Source organism: Burkholderia sp. AU38729 (assembly GCF_020419725.1).
Taxonomy (GTDB): Bacteria; Pseudomonadota; Gammaproteobacteria; order Burkholderiales; family Burkholderiaceae; genus Burkholderia.
The window spans coordinates 100,463-106,911 of sequence record NZ_JAIZQO010000019.1 but is presented as its reverse complement, the minus strand read 5'-3'; the positions used below and the strand labels follow the sequence as shown (position 1 = coordinate 106,911).

Sequence of the window (6,449 nt, the reverse complement as noted above, 5' to 3'; positions counted from 1 at the left end):
GGGGCGGGGGGGGGGCCGCTGGGGGGGGGGGCCGCCCCGACGGCGTCCGTCAACGGCTCCCCGGCTCAGCTGCGCTTGACGCGGTAGACAGCAAGACTACCACGCCAGTTCGCTCCCCATCGAATCGGTTGGCCTTCGTGCAGCACCACGCGGTCGAGGATTGTCACGCCGACTTCGGGCGCGAGCGCCTCGAAATCCTCGATCGTCAGCACCCGGACGTTCGGCGTGTTGTGCCACTGGTAAGGCAGCGACTTCGACACCGGCATCCGGCCGTTGAGCACCGACAGCCGGTGCGGCCAGTAGCCGAAATTCGGGAACGACACGATGCATTCGCGCCCGACCCGCGCGGTTTCGCGCAGGATCGCGGCCGTCTGGTGGATCGTCTGCAACGTCTGCGACAGGATCGCGATGTCGAAGCTGTGGTCCTCGAACAGGCGCAGGCCGTCTTCCAGGTTCTGCTGGATCACGTTGATGCCGTTCTTCGCGCTCGCGAGCACGCCCGCGTCGTTCAGCTCGATCCCGTAGCCGGTCACGTCCAGTTCTTCCATCAGCAGCGCGAGCAGCGAGCCGTCGCCGCAACCGAGGTCGAGCACCGTCGAGCGCGGTTCGACCCAGCGCGCGATCGTGCGGAAGTCCGCGCGCGCGGACAGGGAATTCAGCGCTTGCTGGTTCATGCGCCCACCTCGTTGGCGATTCGTTCGTAATATGCGCGGATCAGGTTGTGATAGCGCGCGTCGTCGAGCAGGAACGCGTCGTGGCCGTGCGGCGCATCGATTTCCGCGTAGCTGACCGTGCGCTTGTTGTCGAGCAGCGCCTTCACGATCTCGCGCGAACGGGCCGGCGCGAAACGCCAGTCGGTCGAGAAGCTCGCGATCAGGTATTTCGCCTGCGTGTGCGCGAGCGCGGCCGTCAGGTTGCCGTCGAACGCCTTGGCCGGATCGAAGTAGTCGAGCGCGCGCGTGATCAGCAGGTACGTGTTCGCGTCGAAGTAGTCGGCGAACTTGTCGCCCTGGTAGCGCAGGTACGACTCGACCTCGAACTCGACGTCGAAGCTGAAGTTGTACGCGTCGAGCGCGCCGTCGGCGCGGCGCAGCGCACGGCCGAATTTCTCGGCCATGTCGTCGTCGGAGAGGTACGTGATGTGGCCGATCATCCGCGCGACGCGCAGGCCGCGCTTCGGCTTCACGCCATGCGCGTAGTAGTCGCCGCCGTGGAAATCGGGATCGGACAGGATCGCCGAGCGCGCGACCTCGTTGAACGCGATGTTCTGCGCGGACAGCTTCGGCGTCGACGCGATGTCGATGCAGTGCGCGACGCGCTCCGGATACATCAGGCTCCACGCGAGCGCCTGCATCCCGCCGAGGCTGCCGCCCATCACCGCGGCGAAGCGCTCGATGCCGAAGGCATCCGCGACGCGCGCCTGCGCGTGCACCCAGTCCTCGACGGTGACGACCGGAAAGCTTGCGCCGTACGGCTTGCCGGTGGACGGGTCGACGCTCATCGGGCCGGTCGAGCCGAAGCACGAGCCGAGGTTGTTCACGCCGATCGCGAAGAAGCGGTTGGTGTCGAGCGGCTTGCCCGGGCCGACCATGTTGTCCCACCAGCCGGTGCTGCGCGGATCGTCCGCGTAGACGCCGGCGACGTGGTGCGACGCGTTGAGCGCGTGGCAGACGAGCACCGCGTTCGAGCGCGCGGCGTTGAGTTCGCCGTACGTCTCGACGACGAGCTGATAGTTGCCGAGCACGCTGCCGCTTTGCAAGCGCAGCGGTTCGGCGAAGTGCATGGTCTGTGGAGCGACGATGCCGATCGATTCCATTCGTTCCGCCTTATGACTGGGCAGCTAAATGGTGTCGGCGATGCGCGGAGTCGGAGATGCGCGGCTGACGACCTCTTTAGCCGCATTTGTAGTGAACCGCCGGGACGAGGACGAATCAAGGCCCTGGCTGGTTCGCGCGCCCGCAATCGAGTCAGCAAATCGGCGCGTGTCTGGCTGCCGCCCGAGGGGCGACAGTCGGCAAAGTATAGCGGAAATCGCGGCGCGCGGATTCGGGCGCGGAGGCGGGGCCGCCGCGCCCGCGTCATCTCACTGCAGGATCAGCCGCAGATGCGCGTCGGCCTGCTCGCCCGGCGGTTTCTGGAACCCGCCCTTCGCGAAGCGGTGCCATCGGCCGATCACGTAGCTGACGAGCAGGCTCGCGCGGGCAGCCGGATCGTAGTCGGCCGGCAGCACGAACGGCAGCGCGCCGTCCTGCGGCGCGTTCGCCTCGGTGCGCGCGACGCGCAGGCATTGCTTGACGGTCGCCTCGATGCGGTCGAGCAGCTGGTTCACGCGCTCGGTGAGCCGCTCGTCCTCGCCGACCAGCGCCTCGCCGGTCAGCACGCGCGTCATGCCGGGGTTCTTCGCGGCGAAATTGAGCATCGTCAGCGCGATCGTGCGTGCCTGCTGCACGCCGTTCGGCTCTTTCGCGACGATCTGGTTGACGAGCCCGAAGAGGGCCTGCTCGATGAACTCGATCAGCCCTTCGTACATCTTCGCCTTGCTGGTGAAATGCCGGTACAGCGCGGCTTCCGACACGTCGAGCCGGGCCGCGAGCGCGGCGGTCGTGATCTTCTCGGGCTTGGGCGCCTCGAGCATCGTCGCGAGTGTCTGCAGGATCATCACGCGGCGCTCGCCCGGTTTCGGGCGCGCGCGGGTGGGTGTGGCCTGGTCTTCCTTTACGGCTTGGTCCTGCGGGTAAGTCGGCTGCATTTTTGTCGCCCCGATCGTGTGCCCAGTCGCAGCGATTTTAACGAACGAATGCGCTGGTCGACATAGTGGGGGCGTCCGGTAACCGGCAGATGGTCCGGCAGGTGCCCCGTGATCCATACCGTGCCGATGCCGAGACGCTTGTAGCGCTTCAGGTGGCCACGCGTATCCTCGACGAGGATCGTGTCGGCCATGCGTGCGTTCGCGGCACGCAGCGTCCGGCGCAGCATCGTGTGATCGGGCTTCGCGCGCCACGTGCGCCGGTCGCGCATGTGCTCGATCGCGATCACGCGCTCGAACAGCCGCTCGATGCGCAGCTCGCGCAGCACCGCGCGCGCATAGTTCTCCGGCGCGTTGGTCAGGATCAGCTTGCGGCCCGGCAGCGCGGCGACGATGCGCGCGAGGCCGCGCTCGGCGCGCACCATCGCCGGCAGGTCGGAAAACGTGTGGACGACGCGCAGGAAGTCGTGCGGGTCGATCGGATGATGGCGCGTGAGGCCGAGGAGCGCGGCGCCGTAGCGCTCGGTGTAGCCGGTGCGCAGGCGGTCGGCTTCGGCGCGCTCGACCTGCAGCGCGTCGATGATGTACTGCGTCATCGCGCGGTTGATCTCGGGAAAGATCGCGTGCGATGCGTGGTGAAGGGTGTTGTCGAGATCGAACAGCCACACCGGCGCGCCGGCGCGGGGCCGGCTGCGCGACACGCGCCGGCGCCGCAGCGGGGCCGGCAAGTCGGGTGTGGCGGTCTTGCTGCGCTTGCTCAATGCGAGCGGATCATCGTGCCGAACGGCTGCTCGGTCAGGATTTCCAGCAGTACCGAGTGCTCGATCCGGCCGTCGACGATGTGCACCGACTTCACGCCGCTCTTCGCGGCGTCGAGCGCCGACGAGATCTTCGGCAGCATGCCGCCGGAGATCGTGCCGTCTTCGAACAGCGCATCGATCTCGCGTGCGGACAGGTCGGTCAGCAGGTTGCCGTCCTTGTCCATCACGCCCGGGATGTTGGTCATCATCAGCAGCTTCTCGGCGTTCAGCACCGTGGCGAGCTTGCCCGCGACGAGGTCGGCGTTGATGTTGTAGGAGAGGCCATCTTCACCGAAGCCGATCGGCGAGATCACCGGGATGAACGCGTCGTCCTGCAGCGCCTTCACGACGGCCGGGTTGATCGCCTCGACTTCGCCGACCTGGCCGATGTCGATGTACTGGCCCGGGTTGTCGCGGTCCGGCATCAGCAGCTTGCGCGCATGGATCAGGCCGCCGTCCTTGCCCGTCAGGCCCACCGCGTGGCCGCCGAAGTGGTTGATCAGCATCACGATGTCCTGCTGCACTTCGCCGCCCAGCACCCATTCGACGACTTCCATCGTCTCTTCGTCGGTGACGCGCATGCCCTGGATGAAGGTGCCGGCCTTGCCGATCTTCTTCAGTGCGTGATCGATCTGCGGACCGCCGCCGTGGACGATCACCGGATTGATGCCGACCAGTTTCAGCAGGATCACGTCGCGCGCGAAGCCTTGCTTGAGCCGCTCTTCCGTCATCGCGTTGCCGCCGTATTTGATGACCACGGTCTTGCCGTGATAACGGCGAATGTACGGCAGTGCCTCGGCGAGGATTTCTGCTTTCAGCGTGGGGGCGATCTGCGAGAGGTCGATGGGCTCGGACATGGCGGCGGCTCTGGCTGGGAACGGTTGAAACACGGCGAATTGTACAGGAGTGGCGCAGCGCAGCATCGGGTTTTTGGACGGGCCGGAACACCGGTGGCGCGGCCCGGGCACCGCGCGCGGCGGCCCGCCGGCTATGGCGCGGCGCGATGTGCGCCGCGCGACGGGTAGCGCTGCGCGGGCGTCGGCGGAGGGGCGGTTCGCGAGCGTTCGCGATGGCCCTCGGCCGAACGGCCGGCGTGCAAAATCCGTTCGCCGCGCTATGCTTGTCGCGTAGGGCGGCTTCCCGCCCGCTCGAGCGCTCCGCCATGACCGATCTTGCCGTCGACGCCCGTTCCGCCCCGCGCCGTGCACGGTGCCCGCACTGCGGGCGCAGCTTCGACTGCGGCGCCCGCACGCAGCCGTTCGAGTGCTGGTGCGCGTCGATGCCGGTCTTGCCCGGCGGTACGCCGCCCGCGGCCGGCGCCCGCTGCCGCTGCCCCGAGTGCCTGGCCAACGAGATCGCGCAGCGGATGGCCGGCGCGGCCGGCTGACGGCATCGGCCGCTCACGGGGCGTCCCGTTCAATGCGCTCCGATCCGGCCCCGCTAGAGGCGCCGCCCGCTAAACGGGTAAACTGCTCGGATGCAACGAATCACCACCACCGGGCGCGTCAACCTCAGTCACCTGTTCTGGCTCCGCAATCTCGCGATCATCGGCCAGCTCGTGACGATCGGCGTCGTGCAGACCTATTTCGGCGTGCATCTGCCGTTGCCGGCGATGCTGATGGTCATTGCGCTCGAAATCGTTTTCAACGCGCTGACCTGGGTGCGCGTGCTGCGTGCGCGGCCCGAGACCAATTTCGAGCTGCTCGGCCAATTGTGGGTCGACCTCGGCGCGCTGTCCGCGCTGCTGTTCCTGTCGGGCGGCACGACCAATCCGTTCGTGTCGCTGTACCTGCCTTCGCTCGCGATCGCGGCGGCCGTGCTGCCGTGGCACCTGATGATCTGGCTCGCGGCGTTCGCGGTCGCGTGCTACGCGGCGCTCGGCTTCGACTCGGTGCCGCTCAACATGGACAATCCCGCGAACCTGTTCGACTACTACCGTACCGGGATGTGGGCGAACTTCATGGTCAGCGTCGGGCTGATCGCGTGGTTCGTCGCGCGCATGTCGAATGCGCTGCGCCAGCGCGACGCGGCGCTCGGCGAGGCGCAGCAGCACCTGCTGCGCGACGAGCGGGCGGTCGCGCTCGGCGTGCAGGCCGCCACCGTCGCGCACGAAATGGGCACGCCGCTGTCGACGATCGCGATGCTCGCCGAAGAGCTGCGCGACGCGGCCCGCGACGATCCGGGGCTGGCCCGCTACGAGGCCGACCTGAAGGTGCTCGAGGAACAGATGACGCTCTGCACGTCGGCGCTCGCGCGCCTGCGCAGCCGCGCGAGCGCGCCCGCGAGCCGCCAGCCGGTGGACGACTGGCTCGACACGTTCGTCGAGCACTGGCGCCTGCGGCATCCGCACGTGCAGTTCGAATTGCTCGGCGCGCGCCCGGCGGGCGTCGCGCTCGACGACACGGTCGCGGCCGGCCAGATCCTGACGATCCTGCTCGACAACGCCGCGCGCGCGAGCCCGCGGCGCGTGACGTTGGCCGCGAAGGTCGCGCACGCCGGCACGGCCGACGAGATCGAATTCGAGGTATGCGACGACGGGCCCGGCATTCCGGCCTCACTGCGCGAATCGCTCGGCGCGATGCCGGTCGACAGCACGCAGGGCGGGCACGGGGTCGGCCTGTATCTCGCGTTCAGCGCGGCCGCGCGGCTCGGCGGCGAGATCGAACTGTCCGATGTCGTGCCGCGCGCGGCGGGCGGCAACGGACGGGCCGGCAGTGCGGCGAATGGTCACGCCGCGGCGGGATCGGCACCGCGCGCGGGCCAGCGCGTCGCCGAACGGACAAGCGGCACGCCGCCGGACAGCCGCCCGGCCGGTACGACCGCCGCGCGCGGCACGCGGGCCGTGCTGCGGCTGCCGGTCGTGCGCGTCGCGGCATCGGCCGCCTCAACCAACACGTAGACGG

At 68.6% G+C, this 6,449-nt stretch carries 7 protein-coding genes; 2 read left to right on the top strand and 5 right to left on the bottom strand.

Annotated elements, in window-relative coordinates:
- Positions 1–65: 65 nt before the first annotated feature.
- The 5 genes from metW to argB form a co-directional block, all read right to left on the bottom strand.
- Entirely contained in the window at positions 66–674 is a 609-nt protein-coding gene (metW, locus tag LGM56_RS34880; protein WP_006755281.1) for a methionine biosynthesis protein MetW, read from the bottom strand.
- Entirely contained in the window at positions 671–1,816 is a 1,146-nt protein-coding gene (gene metX / locus LGM56_RS34875; RefSeq protein ID WP_226208041.1) for a homoserine O-succinyltransferase MetX, read from the bottom strand. The genes metW and metX overlap by 4 nt, the downstream gene beginning before the upstream one ends.
- Before the next feature lie 267 nt (positions 1,817–2,083).
- Positions 2,084–2,749: a nucleoid occlusion factor SlmA gene (gene slmA / locus LGM56_RS34870; RefSeq protein WP_226208040.1), complete on the bottom strand. Its 666-nt coding sequence runs from the start codon at positions 2,747–2,749 to the stop codon at positions 2,084–2,086.
- Positions 2,716–3,507, bottom strand: coding sequence for a pyrimidine 5'-nucleotidase (locus LGM56_RS34865; RefSeq protein ID WP_089495836.1), 792 nt, complete (start codon positions 3,505–3,507; stop codon positions 2,716–2,718). The genes slmA and LGM56_RS34865 overlap by 34 nt, the downstream gene beginning before the upstream one ends.
- The gene (argB, locus tag LGM56_RS34860; protein ID WP_006490510.1) at positions 3,504–4,403 is read right to left on the bottom strand and encodes an acetylglutamate kinase; all 900 of its coding nucleotides are present in this window, start codon (positions 4,401–4,403) and stop codon (positions 3,504–3,506) included. Before argB ends, LGM56_RS34865 begins: the two co-directional genes overlap by 4 nt.
- A 305-nt stretch (positions 4,404–4,708) precedes the next feature.
- On the opposite strand from argB, the gene LGM56_RS34855 reads away from it, so the two are divergent.
- Both LGM56_RS34855 and LGM56_RS34850 read left to right on the top strand, forming a co-directional pair.
- Positions 4,709–4,933: a cysteine-rich CWC family protein gene (locus LGM56_RS34855; protein ID WP_089495835.1), complete on the top strand. Its 225-nt coding sequence runs from the start codon at positions 4,709–4,711 to the stop codon at positions 4,931–4,933.
- A 90-nt stretch (positions 4,934–5,023) separates the two neighbouring features.
- Entirely contained in the window at positions 5,024–6,445 is a 1,422-nt protein-coding gene (locus tag LGM56_RS34850) for an ATP-binding protein (protein WP_089495834.1), read from the top strand.
- Positions 6,446–6,449 lie beyond the last annotated feature (4 nt).

What these genes read in the sequence shown, in the direction of transcription:
- metW (WP_006755281.1), bottom strand. Translation starts at nt 674, where the DNA reads ATGAACCAGCAAGCGCTGAATTCCCTGTCCGCGCGCGCGGACTTCCGC.
- metX (WP_226208041.1), bottom strand. Translation starts at nt 1,816, where the DNA reads ATGGAATCGATCGGCATCGTCGCTCCACAGACCATGCACTTCGCCGAA.
- slmA (WP_226208040.1), bottom strand. Translation starts at nt 2,749, where the DNA reads ATGCAGCCGACTTACCCGCAGGACCAAGCCGTAAAGGAAGACCAGGCC.
- argB (WP_006490510.1), bottom strand. Translation starts at nt 4,403, where the DNA reads ATGTCCGAGCCCATCGACCTCTCGCAGATCGCCCCCACGCTGAAAGCA.
- LGM56_RS34855 (WP_089495835.1), top strand. Translation starts at nt 4,709, where the DNA reads ATGACCGATCTTGCCGTCGACGCCCGTTCCGCCCCGCGCCGTGCACGG.
- LGM56_RS34850 (WP_089495834.1), top strand. Translation starts at nt 5,024, where the DNA reads ATGCAACGAATCACCACCACCGGGCGCGTCAACCTCAGTCACCTGTTC.